The organism is Streptomyces sp. NRRL WC-3626 (assembly GCF_000718785.1).
GTDB lineage: Bacteria > Actinomycetota > Actinomycetes > Streptomycetales > Streptomycetaceae > Streptomyces > Streptomyces edwardsiae.
The window spans coordinates 119552-137960 of sequence record NZ_JOCA01000021.1; the positions used below are offsets into that span (position 1 = coordinate 119552).

At 72.2% G+C, this 18409-nt stretch carries 21 protein-coding genes and 1 tRNA gene; 12 read left to right on the forward strand and 10 right to left on the reverse strand.

Annotation, left to right across the window (positions count from 1 at the left end; translation table 11 throughout):
• Positions 1-129: 129 nt before the first annotated feature.
• Positions 130-1185 (reverse strand): LLM class F420-dependent oxidoreductase, encoded by a 1056-nt coding sequence (locus IF28_RS0127400; RefSeq protein ID WP_030225426.1) that lies wholly within the window; start codon positions 1183-1185, stop codon positions 130-132.
• A gap of 275 nt (positions 1186-1460) precedes the next feature.
• Here IF28_RS0127400 and IF28_RS0127405 point away from each other — a divergent pair, with 275 nt between their 5' ends.
• Both IF28_RS0127405 and IF28_RS0127410 read left to right on the forward strand, forming a co-directional pair.
• Positions 1461-2447: an aldo/keto reductase gene (locus IF28_RS0127405; RefSeq protein ID WP_030225428.1), complete on the forward strand. Its 987-nt coding sequence runs from the start codon at positions 1461-1463 to the stop codon at positions 2445-2447.
• On the forward strand, positions 2444-4477 hold the full coding sequence (locus tag IF28_RS0127410; RefSeq protein ID WP_037894122.1) for an ATP-dependent DNA helicase: 2034 nt from the start codon (positions 2444-2446) through the stop codon (positions 4475-4477). The genes IF28_RS0127405 and IF28_RS0127410 overlap by 4 nt, the downstream gene beginning before the upstream one ends.
• Before the next feature lie 93 nt (positions 4478-4570).
• On the opposite strand, the gene IF28_RS0127415 is transcribed toward IF28_RS0127410, so the two are convergent.
• A complete protein-coding gene (locus IF28_RS0127415) occupies positions 4571-5254 on the reverse strand; it encodes a hypothetical protein (protein WP_030225434.1) in 684 nt (227 codons plus the stop codon).
• Positions 5255-5301: 47 nt separating this feature from the next.
• Here IF28_RS0127415 and IF28_RS0127420 point away from each other — a divergent pair, with 47 nt between their 5' ends.
• Positions 5302-5490, forward strand: a complete 189-nt coding sequence (locus tag IF28_RS0127420) for a DUF5703 family protein (RefSeq protein WP_030225438.1) — start codon at positions 5302-5304, stop codon at positions 5488-5490.
• 94 nt (positions 5491-5584) lie between these two features.
• Here IF28_RS0127420 and IF28_RS40305 read toward each other — a convergent pair whose 3' ends face one another.
• From IF28_RS40305 to IF28_RS0127435, 3 genes are all read right to left on the reverse strand, one after another.
• Positions 5585-6394, reverse strand: a complete 810-nt coding sequence (locus IF28_RS40305; protein WP_030225440.1) for a chaplin — start codon at positions 6392-6394, stop codon at positions 5585-5587.
• Positions 6395-6560: 166 nt separating this feature from the next.
• Positions 6561-6794, reverse strand: a complete 234-nt coding sequence (gene chpH / locus IF28_RS0127430) for a chaplin ChpH (RefSeq protein ID WP_030225445.1) — start codon at positions 6792-6794, stop codon at positions 6561-6563.
• A 152-nt stretch (positions 6795-6946) separates the two neighbouring features.
• Complete coding sequence (locus IF28_RS0127435; RefSeq protein ID WP_030225448.1) at positions 6947-8272, reverse strand: M20/M25/M40 family metallo-hydrolase; 1326 nt, start codon at positions 8270-8272, stop codon at positions 6947-6949.
• A gap of 221 nt (positions 8273-8493) precedes the next feature.
• Here IF28_RS0127435 and IF28_RS0127440 point away from each other — a divergent pair.
• The 4 genes from IF28_RS0127440 to IF28_RS0127455 all read left to right on the forward strand — a co-directional run bounded on the left by IF28_RS0127440 (position 8494) and on the right by IF28_RS0127455 (position 10055).
• Positions 8494-8578 (forward strand) — tRNA-Leu (locus tag IF28_RS0127440).
• A gap of 64 nt (positions 8579-8642) precedes the next feature.
• A complete protein-coding gene (locus IF28_RS0127445) occupies positions 8643-9017 on the forward strand; it encodes a YchJ family protein (RefSeq protein ID WP_030225450.1) in 375 nt (124 codons plus the stop codon).
• 133 nt (positions 9018-9150) lie between these two features.
• Positions 9151-9726 carry a DUF6232 family protein gene (locus tag IF28_RS0127450; protein ID WP_051713901.1) on the forward strand — a complete coding sequence of 192 codons (576 nt, stop codon included), beginning with the start codon at positions 9151-9153 and terminating at the stop codon, positions 9724-9726.
• The gene (locus IF28_RS0127455) at positions 9723-10055 is read left to right on the forward strand and encodes a hypothetical protein (RefSeq protein WP_030225454.1); all 333 of its coding nucleotides are present in this window, start codon (positions 9723-9725) and stop codon (positions 10053-10055) included. Before IF28_RS0127450 ends, IF28_RS0127455 begins: the two co-directional genes overlap by 4 nt.
• An 18-nt stretch (positions 10056-10073) precedes the next feature.
• Here the strand turns inward: IF28_RS0127455 and IF28_RS0127460 are convergent, their stop codons facing one another.
• Entirely contained in the window at positions 10074-10775 is a 702-nt protein-coding gene (locus tag IF28_RS0127460) for a FadR/GntR family transcriptional regulator (protein ID WP_030225457.1), read from the reverse strand.
• A gap of 137 nt (positions 10776-10912) precedes the next feature.
• On the opposite strand from IF28_RS0127460, the gene IF28_RS0127465 reads away from it, so the two are divergent.
• Positions 10913-11431, forward strand: coding sequence for a gluconokinase (locus IF28_RS0127465; RefSeq protein WP_030225459.1), 519 nt, complete (start codon positions 10913-10915; stop codon positions 11429-11431).
• An 83-nt stretch (positions 11432-11514) separates the two neighbouring features.
• On the forward strand, positions 11515-12912 hold the full coding sequence (locus IF28_RS0127470) for a gluconate:H+ symporter (RefSeq protein WP_030225462.1): 1398 nt from the start codon (positions 11515-11517) through the stop codon (positions 12910-12912).
• Between the two features lie 64 nt (positions 12913-12976).
• Here the strand turns inward: IF28_RS0127470 and IF28_RS0127475 are convergent, their stop codons facing one another.
• From IF28_RS0127475 to IF28_RS0127490, 4 genes are all read right to left on the reverse strand, one after another.
• Positions 12977-13600 (reverse strand): cytochrome b/b6 domain-containing protein, encoded by a 624-nt coding sequence (locus tag IF28_RS0127475; RefSeq protein ID WP_030225464.1) that lies wholly within the window; start codon positions 13598-13600, stop codon positions 12977-12979.
• On the reverse strand, positions 13584-14336 hold the full coding sequence (locus tag IF28_RS0127480) for a molybdopterin-dependent oxidoreductase (protein ID WP_030225467.1): 753 nt from the start codon (positions 14334-14336) through the stop codon (positions 13584-13586). Before IF28_RS0127480 ends, IF28_RS0127475 begins: the two co-directional genes overlap by 17 nt.
• 74 nt (positions 14337-14410) lie before the next feature.
• A complete protein-coding gene (locus IF28_RS0127485; protein WP_030225469.1) occupies positions 14411-15952 on the reverse strand; it encodes an APC family permease in 1542 nt (513 codons plus the stop codon).
• Positions 15953-16021: 69 nt separating this feature from the next.
• Positions 16022-16972: a hypothetical protein gene (locus IF28_RS0127490; protein WP_030225472.1), complete on the reverse strand. Its 951-nt coding sequence runs from the start codon at positions 16970-16972 to the stop codon at positions 16022-16024.
• A gap of 224 nt (positions 16973-17196) precedes the next feature.
• Between IF28_RS0127490 and IF28_RS0127495 the strand changes: the two genes are divergently transcribed.
• From IF28_RS0127495 to IF28_RS0127505, 3 genes are all read left to right on the forward strand, one after another.
• Complete coding sequence (locus IF28_RS0127495) at positions 17197-17721, forward strand: NUDIX hydrolase (RefSeq protein ID WP_037894125.1); 525 nt, start codon at positions 17197-17199, stop codon at positions 17719-17721.
• Positions 17722-17803: 82 nt separating this feature from the next.
• On the forward strand, positions 17804-18196 hold the full coding sequence (locus IF28_RS0127500; RefSeq protein ID WP_030225477.1) for a YidH family protein: 393 nt from the start codon (positions 17804-17806) through the stop codon (positions 18194-18196).
• On the forward strand, positions 18193-18409 hold a 217-nt coding region (locus IF28_RS0127505), incomplete at its 3' end, for a DUF202 domain-containing protein (protein WP_234325353.1). The genes IF28_RS0127500 and IF28_RS0127505, both read left to right, overlap by 4 nt.

The following is an 18409-nucleotide window of genomic DNA, read 5'->3' on the forward strand; positions in this document are numbered from 1 at the left end:
GCGGGTAACTCCGCCGAACGGAGTACGGGGTGGGGGTCGCGCGGGCGTAACCGGGTGGGACGCGGGGCGTTGCCGCGGGGGACGGCCGTGGCGGGGTGGGCCCCGAACCCCCACCACGGCCGCGGTGACTTACGCCAGGCCCGCGCGTTCCAGGGCCTCGGTGCCGGCGCGGAGCGAGGCGAGGCGCTCGTCGAGCGTGAAACCGGCCGGGGCGAGGGTGAGAGTGGTGACCCCGGCAGCGGCGTACGCCTTCATCCGGTCGGCGATGCGGTCGACGGAGCCGACCAGGGTGGTCCTGTCGATCAGGTCGTGCGGTACGGCGGCGGCCGCGCCCTGCTTGTCGCCGGCCAGGTACTTGTCCTGGATCTCGGCGGCCTCGCGCTCGTAGCCCATGCGCTGTGCCAGCTGGTTGTAGAAGTTCTGCTTGCGGCTGCCCATGCCGCCGACGTACAGCGCGGTGTACGGGCGGAAGGTGTCGGCGAGCGTGCTCACGTCCTTGTCGTCGCCTACGGCGAGGGGGACGGTGGGGCAGATGTCGAAGCCGTCGAGGGTCTTGCCTGCCTTTTCGCGGCCCGCGCGGAGGTGTTTGACGGCCGTGTCCTCGAGGTGGTCGGCGGAGGGGAAGATCAGCAGGGCGCCGTCGGCGATCTCGCCGGTCTGTTCGAGGTTCTTCGGGCCGATGGCGGCGATGTAGAGGGGGATGTGCTCGCGCTGGGGGTGCACGGTGAGCTTGATGGGCTTGCCGGGGCCGCCGGGGAGGGGGAGCGTCCAGTGGTCGCCGTCGTAGGAGAGGCGTTCCCGGGTCATCGCCTTGCGGATGATCTCGACGTACTCGCGTGTGCGGGCGAGCGGCTTGTCGAACTTGACGCCGTACCAGCCCTCGGAGACCTGGGGGCCGGAGACGCCGAGGCCCAGGCGGAAGCGGCCCTGGGAGAGGGAGTCGAGGGTCGCCGCCGTCATCGCGGTCATCGCGGGCTGGCGGGCGGGGATCTGGAAGATCGCCGAGCCGACGTCGATACGGCTGGTCTGGGCGGCGACCCAGGTGAGTACGGTGGCGGCGTCGGAGCCGTACGCCTCCGCCGCCCAGCAGACGGCGTATCCGAGGCGGTCGGCTTCCTGGGCCACGGCGAGGTTGTCCGCGTCCATTCCGGCACCCCAGTAGCCGAGGTTGATCCCTAGCTGCATGACCGTCTCCCCTTACCGATGAGTAACGTCGCTTTGCGGAGACCATATACCTCCCGTGGCGTGGTGGGTGGGTACCTCCCGTGCCTCCCCGGTGCCGTGACGGCATGCGAGGTGCCCCCGGGGCGAGAGGGGTACCTCCCCGTGGGGAGGACGGACGCGACGGCACCCCGCGAGCGCCGGTCCGCGCGCGCCCCCGGCTCGCCTCCGCGGCCCCGGGCAAATCCGTTGTCCACAGGCCGCCACACCCAACGCTCCGCCCAGTAATCTCGGCGTTCATGGAGCAGAGGCATCTCGGCCGTACCGGCCTGCGTGTGTCCCGGATCGGGCTCGGGACCCTGACCTGGGGCCGGGACACCGACGAGCACGACGCCGCGGACCTCTTGAAGACGTTCTGGGAAGCGGGCGGAAACCTCGTCGACACCGCCGATGTGTACGGCGACGGCGAGTCCGAGTATCTGCTCGGCAGGCTGATGGACGGCCTCGTACCCCGCCGGGACCTCGTCATCTCGACGAAGGCCGGCAGCGTGCCCGACCCGGACCGCCGGTTCGACGGTTCGCGCGGCCATCTGCTCTCCGCCCTCGACGCCTCCCTCGCCCGCCTCGGCACCGACCACGTCGACGTGTGGCACGTCCACGCCTACGACCCCGCCACCCCGCTCGACGAGACCCTCGAGGCGCTCGACGTCGCCGTCGGCAGCGGCCGCGTGCGCTACGCCGGTGTCTCCAACTTCTGCGGCTGGCAGCTCGCCAAGGCAGCGACCTGGCAGCTCGCCGCGCCCGGCGCGCGCACCCGGCTGGCGAGCACACAGATGGAGTACTCGCTGCTCCAGCGGGGCGTGGAGCGCGAGGTCCTGCCCGCCGCCCTCGATCTCGGCATCGGCCTGCTGCCGTCCTCACCGCTCGGCCGGGGCGTGCTCACGGGCAAGTACCGCAACGACTCCGCGCCGCGGGACTCCCGCGGCGCCTCGGAGCATCTCGCCCCCTTCGTCGCGCCGTATCTCGACGACACGGCCGGCCGGATCGTCGACGCCGTGACCACCGCCGCGGACGGCCTCGCCGTGACCGCGCTGCAGGTGGCCCTCGCCTGGGTCCGTGACCGGCCCGGGGTGGCCGCCCCCATCGTCGGCGCGCGCCACGCGCAGCAGCTCACGGCGGCGTTGTCAGTGGAGGCCCTTAGTCTTCCTGACGAGATCTGCCGGGCGCTCGACGATGTGTCGGCGCCCGTGCACCGCTATCCCGATCACGACTGGAGCACGCTGTGAGCACGGAGCCGCCCGAGACCGCGGAGGACGCCGAGAAGCCGGGGACGCCCGCCGAGGGCGCGCAGGTGTCCGAGGCCGAGGCCGAGCTGGCCGCGCAGCGCCTGGAGCGGGAGCGGATCGAGCGGCGCAGGGCGGAGCGGCAGGAGCCGATCGAGGCCGGGGCCAAGCTGAGCGGCACGGCCGCCGATCTCCTGGCCGCCGTCAGGGCCGTGGAGAGCGGTGAGAAGCCGGCCGCGACCGTGTTCGAGGAGGCCGCGCCGGCACCGCGGAGGCCCGCGCCCGAACCCGCACGGCGGGCTCCGGCGGTGGCTCCCGGGCCGGTGGCGCCCGCCGCGGGAGCCGTCGAGGAGGTGCGCGAGGTTCTCGTCCAGGGGGGTGCGCCGGAGGGCATCGCCGTACAGGCGGCCGAGGTCGGCGCCGATGTGCTGCGCGCGGATCCCTGGCAGTTGCTGCGGGTCCCCGGGGTGCGGCCGGAGCAGGCGGACGGGTTCGCCCGGGCGCTGCTCGGTGCCGGGGCCGGGCCGGACGACGAGCGGCGGGGGCGGGCGGTCACCGTGTGGCTGCTGGAGCAGGCCGCGCTCGCCGGGCACACCGCGCTGGAGACGGCCGCACTGGTCGTCGCGCTGGAGCGGCAGGGAGTGCCGGAGGCCGAGATGGCCGTGCAGAACGCCATCTCCGAGGGTGACGTCCTCGTTTTCCAGGACGTCGTCGGCGAAGCCGGGGACGACGAGGAGGACGAGGAGCGGCCGGTTCGGGTGCTGGTGGGCCTGGAGCGGTACGCGCTGGCCGAGGAGAGTCTGGCCGACGGGCTCGGGCGGCTGATCAACTCCGTGACCGAGCGGGGCGCGGAGTGGGAGCGGGCGGCCACCTCGGCGGAGGGTCCGGCCGGGGAGCTGATCCGGGCCGTCGCGGGGCACGGGCTGGTGCTGCACACCGGCGGGGAGGCCTCGCTCGCCGAACCGGCGGCGCTGGTGGCCGCCGCGCGGGGTGTGGGGCTGCGGGTGTGGGCCGTGGCCCACGGCCCGGTCGGGCGTGCGCGGTTCGCGGCCCTCGTGGGCGGCGAGGGCACCGGCGTCGTCACCGTGGCGGGGCTGCTGTCCGGTGCCGAGGGGCCCGGGCGGGACGCCGACGGGGCGCTGGACGTCGATCTGCTGGTGGTGCTCGACGCCCCGCAGCTGGACGTCGAGACCGCCGCGCTGCTGACGGAGTCGCTGCCGGACGGGGCGCGGCTGGTGCTGGCCGGTGATCCGGGCGTGCTGTGGTCGGTGGGGGCGGGGCGGGTGTTCGCCGATCTGCTGGCGGCGCGGGTCTGCCCGCAGATCGCCTCGCGGCGCCCGGATCCCGGGCCGCTGGGCGAGCTGGTGTCCGGGATCGGCGTCGGCGAGCTGAACCAGGTGGCGGCGCCCGGCAAGGAGGTCGTGATCGTGCCGGTGCGGGACGCGGGAGAGGCCGTGCACCGGGCCGTGCAGCTGGTGGTGGACTCGGTGCCGCGCGCCATCGGTGTGCCGGTCGAGGAGACACAGGTGATCACGCCGGGGCACGGGGGCGCCGTGGGCACCCGGGCGTTGAACGCCGCGCTGAAGGAGCGGCTGAATCCGGGACCGGGGCGCTTCGGCGGGTTCGATCCGGGTGACCGGATCGCCTACTCCCCCGCTCCCGGGCGTACGCTGCCGGGCCGCGTGGCCTCGGCCGACGCCGAGGGGCTGCACCTGGAGTGCGGGGGCGAGGAGATCGTCGTACCGCGGGAGCGGGTGGAGTCGGCCGTGCGGCACGGCTGGGCGCTGACCGCGCACCAGGCGGTGGGCTGCCGGTGGCCCGCGGTGGTCGTGGTGCTCCCCGGTGACGCCGCGCAGGTCCTGAGCCGGCCGTGGGTCTATACGGCGTTCAGCCGGGCGGACCGGCATCTGTCCGTGGTGCACGGTGTGGAACAGGCACTGCCGCGCGCCGTGGCCGAGGTGACGGCGAAGCCGCGCACCACGCGACTGCCGTTCCTGCTGGCCCCGCAGGTGCCGCCGGTGGCGGAGGCCTGAGCCGCGGCGTCGTTCGCGGGTGGCGGCACCGGGTCGTGCCGCCACCGTGCGGTGGCGGGGCCACGCCACCTTGCGCGCGGGTGCCCGTCGGGGTCAGCGGTGGTTGGCGTCGAGGGGGTCCAGGTCCTCGTCCTCGTCCAGGCTCGGGTCCAGTTCGTCCTCGATGTCGTCCTCGAGGTCGTCGTCGTCGAACACCGCGCTGACGTCGAAGCGGCACACCACCTGCTGCGGGTCCACCTGCTCGAACGGCGACTCCAGCCACTCGCCGGGTTCGGCGGGTTCGTCCGATGCCGCGACCCAGAGCGTGGAGTCGCCCTCCTCCAGCCCGAACTCCTTGTGCCGGGAGGCGATCTCGTCCGGCTCGAACTCGCCGAACAGCAGACCGAGGGCGCCGTGGACGGTCCCGGACGCCTCCGTGCTCTCGTCGTCGTCCGCCGCCTCGATGCGCTGGGCGTGGGCGCGCAGCCGCTGGGGTTCCACGACGGCGTAGTCGCGGCGGATCAGCACGCTGACCGCCGCCGGTTCCTCGGGACCGGTGTACGGCGGCGCGTCCTCGGCGCCGGGGATCTCGAAGGGGGTGACCTCGTCGTAGCGGTCGTAGAGCAGTTCGTCGTACGTCTCCGCGGCCGCGGCCAGCTGGTTGAACGCCTCGTAGACGGCCGGGTCGTCCTCCCCCGACCGGCGTTCGACCGCGGCCAGGTGGCGGTCGAGCGCGGTCTTGACCGCCTCGGCGGCGGCGCGTACCTCGGCAGCGGTGGACTGCGCAGCATCAGACATAGTGCAGACGCTATCCGTACCGGGGCCCGGCCCGCACAATAGATGCGATGCCGGAATACGAATTTGCCGACGTGTACGTACCGCGCGGGGTCTCCCGCAAGGAGACGGCACGCCTGCTGACGGACCATGCCGAGTACGGTCACTGGGAGTTGTACCGCTTGACGCTGATGCGTGACGGCAGTCGCAGGGTGCGGCTGCGGAGGCGGATCATCCGCCAGGTGCGAGCCACCTGGTGATCCAGGGCCTGTCCGGGCCCTGGCTGGGACACCCGACCGGAATCACATAGGGAGCGGACCCCGCGAGCGCGGGGTCCGCTCCCTATGTGGGGTGTCACGCGGCGGCCCGTGCCTTGCGGTAGAGGACCGCGCCGGCGAGCAGCGCGCCCGCGCCGACGGGCAGGACGAGGCCCATCGGCAGCTCGCTGCCGGTCTGCGCGAGCTGGGTGTCGGGCAGGGGCTGGGTGCCGCCCGGCTCGTCGCCGGTGGAGGGGCGGTCCGGGGTGCCCGGCTGTCCGGGGCTGCCGGGGTCGCCAGGGTTGCCCGGGTCACCGGGGTCACCAGGGTTACCGGGGTCGCCAGGGTTACCGGGATTGCCCGGGTCACCCGGATCACCGGGGTCACCCGGGTCGCCGGGGTCGCCGGGCTGCCCCGGGTCACCCGGATCGCCGGGCTCACCCGGGTCACCAGGGTGCCCCGAGCCGCCGTTCGCACAGGCGTTGCCCGCCGTGCCGTTGCCCACGCCGACGACGTCGACGCTGTTGCCGCAGACGTTCACCGGGATGTGGACCGGTGCCTGGACATGGTTGCCGGACGCCACACCGGGAGAGCCGGTGGCGTGTCCGCCGGCGTGCGCGCCACCGTGGCCGCCGGAGTCGCCGTAACCGCCCGCGGAGGAGCCTCCCCGGTTGGCGCAGGAGTTCCCCACGGCCGGGTTGAGGAGGCCCACGACGTTGACGGTGTTGCCGCAGACGTTGAGCGGCACGTGCACTGGCACCTGCACGGTGTTCCCGGAGAGGACGCCGGGCGAGCCGGAGGCGTGGCCCGTCGCGCCGGAGTCGGCGTGAGCGGCCCCGCCGGCGGCGGCGAGCACGCCCGTGGCGGCCGCCATCGTCATCAGGCCCTTGCGGGTGACCTGTCGCATTGCTGAAATCCCTGCCTTCGACCTGGTGCCGGGAATGGGCGCTGCGCCGCATTCCCCGTGTTCCGACGTTCGGTGAGACCGGTCGGCCCCGGAGCGCATGGCGCGCGCTCCGGGGCCGACGGGCTCAAGCCCTCAGCGGGCGTGCCCTAGAGGGCGAGGCACAACGTCACTTGTTGATGCAGACGTTGCCGAAGGCGGGGTTCAGCAGGCCGATGACGGAGATCGTGTTGCCGCAGACGTTCACGGGGACGTGAACCGGGACCTGCACGACGTTGCCGGAAAGGACACCCGGGGAGTGCACCGCGGCACCCTGGGCACCGGAGTCGGCGGCGGCCAGACCCGCACCCGCGAGAACCAGACCACCGGTGGCAGCGGCGACGGCGACGACCTTCTTGAGCATTGTTCCTCCTAGTTGGCAAAGCGATCCAAAGTCGCGGATCACATCACGGGTAACGAGGAGGGAGTAATGAGGCTACGAGCTTATCGTCGCATTCACTCTTACCGGTCAACTCCGTACGTCTGCACGATTGTTGATCCCTTGCGGCACCAGGGTCAGGACGCGTCGAGGAACCGGTCGAGCACCCGTACGCCGAACTTCAGACCGTCCACCGGCACCCGCTCGTCGACCCCGTGGAACATGCCCGCGAAATCCAGCTCCGGGGGCAGCTTCAGCGGGGCGAAGCCGAAGCCCCGGATGCCGAGGTCGTCGAAGGACTTGGCGTCCGTGCCGCCGGAGAGCATGTACGGGACGGCCTTGGCGGCCGGGTCCTCGGCCACCAGCGCGGACTGCATCGCGTCCACGAGGGCGCCGTCGAACGTGGTCTCGACGGCCTTGTCGGAGTGGACGTCCTCTCGCCGAACGTTCGGGCCGAGGATCCGGTCCAGGTCGGCGAGGAACTCCTCCTCGTGTCCGGGCAGGAAGCGGCCGTCCACGTGCGCGGTCGCCTCACCCGGGATGACGTTGACCTTGTAGCCGGCGCCCAGCTGGGTGGGGTTGGCGGTGTTGCTGAGCGTCGCGCCGATGAGCTTGGCGATGCCGCCGAGCCGGGCGAGGGTGCCCTCCATGTTCTCCGGGTCGAGCTCGGTGCCGAGGGCGTCGCCCAGTTCGTCGAGGAAGGCCCGGGTGGTCTTCGTGACGCGGACGGGAAACTCGTGGCGGCCGAGGCGGGCGACGGCCTCCGACAGCTCGGTGATGGCGTTGTCGCGGTGGATCATCGAACCGTGCCCGGCGGTCCCGGCCACGGTCAGCTTCATCCAGTGCATGCCCTTCTCGGCCGTCTGGATCAGATACAGCCGGCGCTGCTCGCTGACGGTGAACGAGAAGCCGCCCACCTCACTGATCGCCTCGGTGACGCCCTCGAAGAGGTGCGGGTGCCTGTCGACCAGGTGCCGGGCGCCGTACGTGCCGCCGGCCTCCTCGTCCGCGAGGAAGGCGAGGACGACGTCGCGCGGGGGCTTGCGTCCGCTGCGCATCCGGTCGCGGACGACCGCGAGGGTCATCGCGTCCATGTCCTTCATGTCGACGGCGCCGCGCCCCCAGACGCAGCCGTCGGCGATCTCGCCGGAGAAGGGGTGGTGGGTCCAGTCGTCCGCGTTGGCCGGTACGACGTCGGTGTGGCCGTGGATGAGCAGCGCGGGCCGGGACGGGTCCTCGCCCTCGATCCGGGCCACCGTGGAGGCGCGCCCCGGGTGCGACTCGAAGATCTGCGGTTCCAGGCCCACCTCGGCGAGCTTCTCGGCGACGTATTCGGCCGCCTTGCGCTCGCCGGGACCCGAGTGGTCGCCGTAGTTGCTGGTGTCGATCCGGATCAGCTCGCGGCAGAGGTCCACGACCTCGTCCTCACCGGTGACGCTCCTGGCCGTGTCGGTCCCGCTCACGTGCTGCCTCCCGCTGCTGGTGTTCCCGCTGGTGGTGTTCCCGCTGGTGGGTCGTCGTCCCCCCATCCTCCCTCCCCCGCGGGCGGGCCCCAAGACCCGGCCCCGCCCGTCGTCCGCCGTTCACACCTCGGCGCGGCCGGGCGGGGGTGATCGGCCGCCCCGGAACACCTGGTAATGTTTACGTCGTCGCCACGGGGGAAATCCCGCGCGACAGACACCTTGTCCGGGTGGCGGAATGGCAGACGCGCTAGCTTGAGGTGCTAGTGCCCTTTATCGGGCGTGGGGGTTCAAGTCCCCCCTCGGACACATGAAGCGCGAGGGCCGCGACCGCGAGGTCGCGGCCCTCGGGCGTTGTCGCGGAGGGTGACCTTTGACCACGCGTTCCTGCCCCTGCGGGCTCCCCGAGGCGTACGAGGCCTGCTGTGGGCGGTTCCACTCGGGGGCCGCCGCCGCGCCCACCGCCGAGCGGCTGATGCGGTCGCGGTACTGCGCGTTCGTTCGGGGGGAGGTCGCCTACCTGCTGCGGACCTGGCATCCGCGGACGCGGCCGGAGCGGCTCGAGCTCGATCCCCGGATGCGGTGGACCGGGCTGGAGATCCTGGAGACGGGCGACGGGTCGGCCTTCCACGCCGCCGGGACGGTGACGTTCCGGGCGTCCTACCGGGGCGGCTCGCTGCACGAGCGCAGCCGGTTCGAGCGGGTCGACGGGGCCTGGGTGTACGTCGACGGGGAGTTCCTCGACTGACCGGTCGCGTACCGGCCATCGCGGGGCAGATTGGCCGTTTCTCGTCTGCCTCACCACCCCCGTCAGGCGCTTAATGGTGCTCCCGCGCGATACGCGGGTGCGGGACCGGGTGACGGCGAGTCGGGGGGCGGCCATGAACTACACGGGAAACATCGGCGCACCGCCGCCCCAGCCTCCCCCGCCACCGCCGGCTCCTCCCAAGGGGGGCCCTCTGGTCCTCCGGGTCAGCCGCCGCATCCTGTGGGTGGGGACGGCCGCCGTCCCACTGCACAACATCGCCTGGGTCGACGCCTTCAGACTCAAGCCCGACTGGGGCGCGGCCTTCCTCCGCATCCTGAAGTGGCTGTTCGGCGCCTTCCTCGTCTACGCCGCGATCTACTACGTCAGCGAGGGCGAGGCGCGCCTCGGGGACGGCGGCGGTCCCGCGGTCGTCGTCCTCGTGATCGGACTGGTCGTCACCTTCATCGAGTTGTTCTCCTCGAAGAAGCCGGTGCTCGTCGTGGAGATGAACAGCGGCTCCCGCGTGATCGTGACCTTGCCGACCGTGGAGGAGCTGCGGGCGATCGCCGGGCGGATCGTGGACGCGATCGACAATCCGGCGGCCGAGTTCACCGCCATCGTGCAGCAGTTCACCAGCCGACACACGCACAACTACGGACCCGTCGTCAACATGACCGGCGGCCGGGAGAACACGGGGTTCAAACTGTGAGCGGGGAATCGAACTACTACGGGCCCGTGGTCAACATGAACGGCGGCCGCGAGAACATCGGCATCAACTACGCCGGTACGGCCGGGGACATGGAGCTCCGCGCCGCCGTCGGGGATCTCACCGACCTCCTGCGGGACCTGCGCCCGCATCTCGCCCCGGACCAGGACCGGACCGTCGGGGAGGCGCTGCCCGAGCTCGTTCCCGACCGGGACGCCCTGCGCGAGCGCGGCATCGTCCTGGCGTCCCTCGCGCAGATCGCGGCCACCGTCGGCGAGGTCGGCCGGCCCGCGGCGGAGGCGGTGGGCCGGCTGCTCGCGCTGCTGGGCTGACGTTGCGGGAAGCGTCCGTCAGGGCGCCAGGATGTCCAGTTCCTGGAGGGCGCCCTCGGTGATCTCGCGGGTCAGCTTCTCCGCGCGGGCCGCGTCGCGTTCGCGGACCGCCTCCGCGAGCTGGACGTGGAGGGTGACGGCGGCGGGGTCGGGGTCCTCGAACATCACGGCGTGGTGGGTGCGGCCGGACAGCACCTCGGCGACGACGTCGCCGAGCCGGGCGAACATCTCGTTGCCGGAGGCGGTCAGGATGACGCGGTGGAAGGCCACGTCGTGGAAGAGGTAGCCCTCCAGCCGGTGACCGCTGGCGTTGGCGACCATGCCGAGCGCGCACTCGGTGAGCTCGGCGCACTGCTCCGGGGTGGCGTGGCGGGCGGCGAGGCCGGCCGCGACGGGTTCGATCGCCGAGCGCAGCACCGTCAGCGAGCGCAGCTGGCGGGGGCGGTCCGCGCCGGCCAGGCGCCAGCGGATGACCTGCGGGTCGTACACGTTCCACTCGCAGGTCGGCAGGACCGTCACGCCGACGCGGCGGCGGGACTGGACCAGGTGCATGGACTCCAGGACGCGGACGACCTCGCGCATCACGGACCGCGAGACGTCGAAGCGCTGGGCGAGCTCGTCGGTACGCAGGACACTGCCGGGCGGGTAGTCGCCGGCGGTGATCTCGGGGCCGAGGGTGTCCAGTACGCGGCCGTGCAGCCCCCGGCCCGTGGTGCTCATGCACTCAGAGTACGGGGCGGGTCACGGGAATAAAAAGTCAGACTTATATGTCACAGAGTCTTGAATTCGTCGTACCTAATGAGCTTCAGTTGCGTCGACATCACGTGTCGACGAAGACAGCAGACAGTGAGGCAGCGATGAACACCCCCCATGTCGTCGTGGTCATGGGCGTCGCGGGCACGGGCAAGACCACCATCGGTCCCCTGCTCGCGGCCCGGTACGGCGTCCCGTACGCCGAGGGCGACGACTTCCACCCGCCGGCCAACATCGCCAAGATGTCGGCCGGCACCCCGCTCACCGACGACGACCGGTGGCCCTGGCTGGACGCCATAGGCGACTGGGCGCACGGCCGGGCCGGGCTCGGCGGGGTGGTCAGCTGCTCGGCGCTGAAGCGGTCGTACCGCGACCGGCTGCGGGCCGCCGCGCCCGGCGTGGTCTTCGTGCACCTCACCGGTGACCGCGCGCTCATCGAGGACCGGATGTCGCACCGGCAGGGCCACTTCATGCCCACGGCACTGCTCGACTCCCAGTTCGCCACGCTCCAGCCGCTGGAGCGGGACGAGGCCGGGGTCGCCGTGGACGTGGCGGGAAGCCCCGAGGAGATCGGCGAACGGGCGGCCGCCGCCCTGGACGCCCTCTCCGAGCCGACCCCGTAGGTCCCTGACCGGACCCCGCAGTCTCCGGGGCGCCCCCACGTCCCCGGTCATCTCCCCGACCCCCGTAGAACAAGGGAACCACCGTGACCAGACTCAGCGTTGAGATGCTGGCGGCGGACGTACCCGAGCCGATCACCTCGGCCGGCCACGCCCAGCTGGGCATAGCCGTGCTCCTGGGCATCGCCGTCATCGTCCTGCTCATCACCAAGTTCAAGCTGCACGCCTTCCTGGCGCTGACCATCGGCTCGCTCGCGCTCGGCGCGTTCGCCGGCGCGCCGCTCGACAAGGTCATCGTCAGCTTCAGTACCGGCCTCGGCTCCACCGTCGCCGGCGTGGGCGTGCTGATCGCGCTCGGCGCGATCCTCGGCAAGATGCTCGCCGACTCCGGCGGCGCCGACCAGATCGTCGACACGATCCTCGCGAGGGCGAAGGGCCGCACCATGCCGTGGGCGATGGTGCTGATCGCCTCGGTGATCGGTCTGCCGCTGTTCTTCGAGGTCGGCGTGGTGCTGCTGATCCCCGTGGTGCTGATGGTCGCCAAGCGCGGCAACTACTCCCTGATGCGCATCGGCATCCCGGCGCTCGCCGGTCTGTCCGTGATGCACGGTCTGGTTCCGCCGCACCCCGGTCCGCTGGTCGCGATCGACGCCGTCGGCGCCAACCTCGGTGTGACGCTGGCGCTGGGTGTGCTGATCGCGATTCCGACGGTCGTCATCGCCGGTCCGCTGTTCTCGAAGTACGCGGCCCGCCGGGTGGACGTACCGGCGCCCGAGCGGATGATTCCGCAGCGGCCGTCCGAGGACCTGGAGAAGCGTCCCGGTTTCGGCCCGACGCTGGCCACGATCCTGCTGCCGGTCGTGCTGATGCTCGCCAAGGCGCTGGTCGACATCGTCATCGACGACCCCGAGAACAGCGTGCAGCGCGTGTTCGACGTGATCGGCTCCCCGCTGATCGCGCTGCTCGCGGCGGTGCTGGTCGGATTCTTCACCCTCGGCATGCCCGCCGGGTTCAGCAAGGAGCGGATGCAGCAGCTGGTCGAGAAGGGGCTCGCGCCGATCGCGGGCATCCTGCTGATCGTCGGTGCGGGCGGCGGCTTCAAGCAGACGCTGATCGACACCGGTGTGGGTCGGATGATCCTGGAGATCTCCGAGGACTGGTCGATCCCGGCGCTGCTGCTGGCCTGGCTGATCGCGGTGGCGATCCGGCTGGCGACCGGTTCGGCGACGGTGGCGACCGTCTCGGCGGCCGGTCTGGTGGCGCCGCTGGCGGCCGACATGTCGACCACGCACGCCGCCCTGCTGGTGCTGGCGATCGGTGCGGGTTCGCTGTTCTTCAGCCATGTCAACGACGCCGGGTTCTGGCTGGTGAAGGAGTACTTCGGGCTGAGCGTCGGACAGACGATCAAGACCTGGTCGATCATGGAGACGATCATCTCGGTGGTCGCCGGTGCCCTGGTGCTGCTGCTGTCGCTGATCATCTAGACGGAGACCGTACGCGTACGGCCCATCCGTTCCTCTTCGAGGGGCGGGTGGGCCGTACGTCGTTTCAGGGTCGCCACAGCGGGTGCTCACGCTCCGCCCAGTCGCGGTCGACGGAGCCCGTGCGCATGCCGCGCCGGGCCTCGGGGTCCGCCAGGGCCATGCCGATGTGCCCGGCGAGGACGATGCCGACGGTCAGCGCCAGCCAGTCGTGGACGAAGGTCGCGCTGGTGCGCCACACCAGCGGGGTGAGGTGGGTGAACCACATCATCAGCCCGGTACCGAGCATCACCAGCGTGGCACCCGCGATCCAGGCCGCGTAGACCTTCTGCCCGGCGTTGAACTTGCCGGCGGGGCGGGACGAGGGCCGCTTGTCGCGGCGCAGGGCGGCCCGCAGCCAGGTCCGGTCGTGCGGGCCGAAGCGGTTCAGACGGCCGAGGTCGGAGCGGAAGGCACGGGAGGCCAGACCCAGGAGGACCGGGACGGGCAGGGCGAGCCCGGACCACTGGTGGAGGGTGACGACGAGAGCGCGGCGGCCGACCAGCTGGGCGAGCTGGGGGACGTAGAGGCAGGCCGCGGTGAAGACGCAGACGCCCATCAGTACGGCGGTGGCGCGGTGCACCCCGCGTTGCGCGCGGCCGAAGCGGCGTACGGCGGTGGCGGCGGGCAGGGTGTCAGCTCGTGGGCTCATCGTCGCGTCCGTTCGAGCGGCCGACCCAGGCGTCGATGTCGTAGCCGCGCTCCTCCCAGTAGCCGGGTTCGACGTCCTCGGTGACGGTGATGCCGGAAAGCCATTTGGCGGATTTGTAGAAGTACATGGGGGCCACGTAGAGACGGGCGGGGCCGCCGTGGGCGTGGCCGATGTCCTCGTCCCGCATGCGCAGGGCGACCAGGACGTCCGCGCGGCGGGCCTGGTCCAGGGTGAGGCTCTCCGAGTAGGCGCCGTCGAAGCAGGTGAAGCGGACCGCGCCGGCCGAGGAGCGCACTCCCGCGGCGTCGAGGAGCCGGGACAGACGCACCCCCTCGAACGGCGTGTCCGGTACCCGCCACCCGGTGACGCACTGGACGTCCTGCACCATGCGGGTCTGCGGGAGGGCCTTCAGTGCGGCCAGGGTGTAGGTGGTGGGGCGGTCGACGAGGCCGTCGACCGTCAGGCGGTACGTGTCCGCGTTCTTCTTCGGGACGGACGAGGTGACCGAGTAGTAGCGGAAGCCGCCGCCGTTGGGCAGGAGTCCGGTCAGGCCGGTGGGGTCCTTGTCGGAGGCTCCGGCGAGGAAGGACTCCAGGCCGCGCTGCAGGGTGGGCGCGGCGGCCACGCCGAGGGCACCCAGTGCGAGGGTGCCGAGGAAGACGCGGCGGCCGACGGGTGTGCCCCGTGTGTCCCTGCCGTCGTCGTCCGGGGCCTGCGGGGGCTGTTCGGGGTTCACTCCTCCATTCGAGCACCCGCGTCCCCGTGGGGCCAGGGATCGCGGGGCGCCCGTCAGACTTTCGTAAGCCGCCGCTACGAGGTGCGCTCGGCCTCCTTCTCCAGCTGGAACGCCTCGTTGCCGAGCCCGATACGGGCGTGCTTGCCGGGGTCGCGGGAGCGCAGGACGGCGCCCTGGACGAGGCCGACGGCGAGGGCGAGCCCGATGATGCCGGGGAGCAGCCAGGGCAGGGCGGAGCCGGGGCCCGCGCCGACCAGGACGTCGAAGTCCTTGACCGTGTAGCCGGCGATGACGACCAGGGCGAGGCCGGCGAGCGCGGAGGTGACCAGCCGCCAGCTCTGCGCGCCGGCGGCGCCGCGCCGGACGAAGAAGACGACGACGGACAGGGACGCGATCGCCATCAGCACGATCACGCCGAGCGCGCCGATGTTGCCGCCCCAGGTGAACAGGTGCAGCACGGGCGCGGTCGGGTCGCCGGTGGGCTTGTCGTCGGTGAGGGCGAAGGCGAGGACCAGCGCGGCGGCGATGCCGGTCTGCAGCAGCGAGCCGGTGCCGGGGGCGCCACTGGTGCCGGTGGTGCGGCCGAAGGCGGCGGGCAGCAGGCTCTCGCGGCCCATGGCGAAGGCGTACCGGGCGACGACGTTGTGGAAGCTGAGCATGGCCGCGAACATGCCGGTCACGAAGAGGATGTGCAGCACGTCGGTGAAGGTGGAGCCGAGGCGGTCCTCGGTGAGGAAGAACAGCAGTCCCGCGCTCTGCTCCTGGGAGGCGCCGATGATCCCGGAGGGGCCGGTGGCGATGGTGAGGGCCCAGCTGCTGAAGGCGAAGAAGACGGCGACGCCGGTGACCGCGAGGAACATCACGCGGGGGACGACCTCGTGCGGCCTGCTGGTCTCCTCGGCGTAGACGGGGGCCTGTTCGAAGCCGAGGAAGGCGGCGATGCAGAAGCACAGGGCGGTGCCGACGCCGGCGCCGGTGAGCGTGTCCGGGTTGAAGGCGTGCAGTGACAGGCCCTCCTTGCCGGGGTCGGCGACGGCGGCGATGTCGAAGACGACGACCAGCAGCACCTCGATGACCAGCAGCACGCCCAGCACGCGCGCGTTGACGTCGATCTTGAGCCAGCCCAGCGCGCCGACGGCGAGCACGGCCACGAGCGCCGGAATCCACCAGGCGACCTCGAGGTCGGCGTAGGTGGCGAAGAGACCGGAGACCTCGAAGCCGAAGATGCCGTAGATGCCGACCTGGAGGGAGTTGTAGGCGACGAGGGCGACCATGGCGGCGCCCGCTCCGGCGGTGCCGCCGAGGCCCCGGGAGATGTAGGCGTAGAAGGCGCCGGCGTTGTGGACGTGCCGGCTCATCTCGGCGTAGCCGAGGCTGAACAGGACCAGTACGACGCCGAGGGCGACGAAGAGGAGCGGCTGGCCGACGATGCCCATCACCGCGAATGTGGTGGGCATGACACCGGCGACCACCATGAGGGGGGCGGTCGCGGCGAGGACGGAGAGCAGCAGGCCCCCCGTGCCGAGGCGGTCGGCGCGCAGGGCGCGCTCCTGGCCCTTGAAGGTGCTGATCCCGTCGGCTGTGGCTCTGCTCGTGCTCGAACTGTCAGTCGTCATCGAACGGCCGTCCTTGGTCGGTTGCGGTTGTCGGCGTACAGGGACGTGGAGGGTTGGGGGGAGCCGGGGTCAGGCCGTGCCCAGGGCTGTGGCACGGGCGGTGCGGAAGGCGGTCAGGGCGTCACGGGCGGGGTAGGACCAGGGGTCGGGGGTGGCGTGGTCCCCGATGCGGTGGAAGAGGGCGGCGGCCTCGGCGCCGCGGCCCTCGCAGACCTTGGCGTGGGCGAGGAAGTTGAGGTCGACCAGGCGGCGCGGGTGGCCTTCGTGCTCCCACTCCAGCCACCAGTCGAAGGCGGCCTTCATCACCTGCCGGGCCCGGCGGCCGACCCAGTGGCCGGAGGCGACCGGGTCGGCGGGTTCGTGCCCGGCGGCGGCCAGGGTGCGGTAGCGCTCGGCGTGCGCGATGACCGGGAGGATGGCCAGCGGGGAGTCGGCGGGCGCCTGTTCGGCGGCCCAGTTGGCGAAGTCGTACACCTCGTGCAGCGGGTCGGGGCCCGCCTCCACGCGGCGCTCCGCGAGCCAGGCGACCACGAGGTGGTGGGCGTGGTGGTGATCGGCGTACCGGGTGCGCACCTGCTCGAAGAGCCGGATCACATCGCCCTCGGCGCCCTGGGCGCTCTCCAGCAGGAGCAGTCCGAGCCAGGGGGTGGGGTCGGCCGGCACCGGCTCCGCCGCTTCGATGCAGGCCTCGCGGGCGCGGGCCGGTTTCTCCTTGCCGCGCAGCGCGCGCCGCACCTGGGCCAGGGCGAGCAGCACCGACGCGTCGGCGGAGTCGGGTTCGGCGAGCAGCCACTCACGGGTCCAGGCGGCGCAGTACGGCTCCCCCGCCAGCACCGTGATCCGGTGGCCCCTGCGGTCCCAGTCCTCCCCCGTGCGGACCAGCAGTGAACGGGTGCTCTGCCACCGGCCCTGCGCCAACGCGGTCCGCGCGGCGATGAGTTCGGCATCGTCCAAGGCCTCGTCGAAGGCCTGTGCCGCCCTTCTGCGGGCACGGCCGAGGGGAGGCGGGGGTGGGGGCACCGCGGAACTTCCTCACGCGCTCTTCTTGTGGTCGTCCGCTCACGGCCGGTGGTCGGTGGTGGCAGTGGTCGGCTGCCGAACGCCATGAGCTGATCACTCACAGCAAACCGTCAGCCAACGGATCACGTCAAGGGCACCCTCGGTATTACACGCGTCAACTGCGATCACGAACGGGCTACTTGTGACAGCGGGGCCGAGGGGCGTCCGCTGGTTGGATGGGATGCATGAGTGCCGAAGAGATCATCGACATCGTCGACGAGAACGACCGGGTCGTCGGGCGGTCCCCGCGCGGGGAGGCTTACGAGCGCGGACTGCGCCACCGCTGCGCCTTCGTGCTCGCGCGGGATGCCGGGGGACGGATCTTCGTCCATCGCCGTACGCCGACGAAGCTGGTCTTTCCCTCCCTGTACGACATGTTCGTCGGCGGTGTCGTCGGGGCCGGCGAGAGCTACGACGAGGCCGCGCTGCGGGAGGCGGAGGAGGAGCTGGGGGTGAGCGGGCTGCCGCGCCCCGAGTACGCCTTCACGTTCCGGTACGACGGGGAGGGCGGCCGGAGTTGGTGGTCGGCGGTGTACGAGGTGCGGTGCGACGGGTCCGTGCGGCCGCAGGCCGAGGAGGTCGAGTGGTGGGACTTTCTGTCCGAGGCGGAGCTGGAGCGGCGGCTCGGGGAGTGGGAGTGGACTCCGGACGGGTTGGCCGCGTACGAGCGGTTCAAGGCGTACCGCGCGGGGCGGGCGGCGGAGGGCTGAGCCGGGGTTCGCTCCCGGGCCGAGCCGGGGTCGGTTCCTGGCCGCCGGGGTGGTGCCGGGGTGGTCCCGGTAGGGTCGCGGGGTGATCGACTTTGTGCGGAACGTCCGGTTGTGGTTCGCGCCCGACGAGGTGCGCCGGGAGGGCGACACGCCCGACTACCGGTTCTCCCTGGCGAACGAGCGGACGTTCCTCGCGTGGCTGCGTACCGCGCTCGCGCTGATCGGGGGCGGGTTCGCCGTGGACCAGTTCCTGCCGGAGCTGCGGTGGGGGTGGCGGGTCGGGCTGGCGCTGGCGCTGCTGGCGGCGGGCGCGTTGTGCGCGTTGCGGGCGGTCAACCACTGGGTGCGGTGCGAGCGGGCGATGCGGCGGGGGGAGGATCTGCCGGTGTCGCGGTTTCCGGCTCTGCTGAGTCTCGTGGTGGCGGTGGTGGCGGGTGTGATGGTCGTGGTCGTGCTGGTGGGGTGGGAGGGGTGAGCGGGGCGCTGCCGCGAGGGGTGGTGGAGCGGGACCCGGGGCTGCAGCCCGAGCGGACTCGGCTGGCCTGGCGGCGTACGACGTTGTCGGGGACGGTGGTGGCCGTGCTGGCGGTCAAGGCCGCGCTGGCGGGTGGGGGGTCCGTGGGCGGGGTCCTGGCGTGCGCGGTCTGCTGTTTCGGGTGGTTGGGGTTTCTGGCGGTCGCCCATCGGC